Raw genomic sequence first — 1,584 nt, forward strand, 5'->3', positions numbered from 1 at the left:
CTACATCAGGCTGCACATCTCCGAGACACCCGAAATGAAGAAGGCTGTTGCGGCACAGGAACGTACACGGATGCCGCTGGTTGAAGTGTTGCGTTCGCATCCCGTCGAACTTGCTCTCGGCGTCGGCGCTGTGGTTGCCGGTGTTGCCATCACGTACGTCAAGACCACCTTTGCGCTCTCATGGGCGACAACGGATCTCGGCTTCGAGCGCAGCGACTTTCTTCTTGTCATCACCGTGGCACTGGTAGCCCAGGCGCTCGTACAGCCTTTCGGCGCTGTGCTGGCCACGCGGATCGATCCGTCGAAAGCGGTCCGTTGGATGCTGCTGCCGGAGATCGTGCTCCTGCCACTGATGTTCGTGCTGGTTCAGACGGGCTCCGTGCCCCTGGCGATTTTGGGTATGGTGCTCGCAACGGCCCCTCATGCAATGTATTACGCCGCCTTGGCCGGCATTCTGGCGCAGGTATTCCCCACCAACGTTCGGTACACGGGCATCTCTCTGTCGTACCAACTCTCGACCGCCGTTTTTGCCGGAACGGCCCCGATGGTCAGCCAGTATCTGCTGACGCGAACCAACTCGATCTGGCCGGTCGTAGCTCTAGGGCTCGTGTATGTCGTTCTCTCCCTCGTCTGTATGACTGCTTTGTTGCGCAGGAGTGCGCTGCGCGCGCAAGGGTCGGAGTCGACGAGCTCTTCGAACGTGACCGATGTTTCCACCCTGAAAGGCGTTGACCACTGATGAACTTCGCACACACCGACCCCGCTCTGAAAGCGGTAGTGGACAGATGGACCACCGGGGCGGACCGGAAGACGATGAACGGCTTGCTCGACCGACTGGGTCGAGATGCCGCCGGCCGTTTGTCCGAGCTCGCCGACATCGCCGACAGGAATCCACCGGTGTTGCAGCAGTTCGACAAGGCTGGTGATCGCGTCGACCGGATTTCCTATCACCCGGCCTACCTGGAACTGTGCCGGGCGGCGTACAACGAGTACGGCCTGTCCGCCATGTCGCACCGAAAAGGGTTGCACGGATGGGGCTCCGTACCTCCGCCACTCGCGAAGTACCTCGCGTCGTACGTCTTCGTTCAGGCAGAGTTCGGGCTGGCCTGCCCGGTGTCGATGACAGATGCTGCTGCGCGGACGCTGCGTATGTTCGGTGATCCGGCCGTGTTCTCGCCCTGGATCGACGCGTTGACGTCGACCGATCCCGAGCATGCGAAGACGGGTGCGATGTTCATGACCGAGATTCAGGCAGGCACCGATATCGCCTGCACTGAAACGCGTGCCGAGCGCGACGGTGACGGATGGGTCCTGACGGGCAAGAAGTGGTTCGCCTCCAACCCCGATGCCGACGTGATCATCACCCTTGCAAGATTTCCGGGCGGACAGGATGGTTCGACGCGTGGAGTCGGAATGTTCATGGTGCCCAAGACTTTGGATTCCGGCGAGCGCAACAACCTCACGATCGATCGGCTCAAGGACAAGCTGGGTACACGTTCCATGCCGAGTGGCGAGGTGACGCTGGACCGCGCACACGCACTCCAGGTCGGCGAACTCGAACGAGGTTTCCGGCAGATGGCGGAA

2 protein-coding genes are annotated in these 1,584 nt (G+C 61.3%); both read left to right on the forward strand.

What is annotated here, in order from left to right:
• On the forward strand, positions 1–739 hold a 739-nt coding region (locus ABT116_RS44975), incomplete at its 5' end, for an MFS transporter (RefSeq protein WP_351646802.1).
• Positions 739–1,584, forward strand: an 846-nt coding sequence (locus ABT116_RS44980) for an acyl-CoA dehydrogenase family protein (protein WP_351646804.1), incomplete at its 3' end; no start/stop codon positions are given. The genes ABT116_RS44975 and ABT116_RS44980, both read left to right, overlap by 1 nt.

It is taken from the genome of Streptomyces sp. NPDC002130 (assembly GCF_040296465.1).
GTDB lineage: Bacteria > Actinomycetota > Actinomycetes > Streptomycetales > Streptomycetaceae > Streptomyces.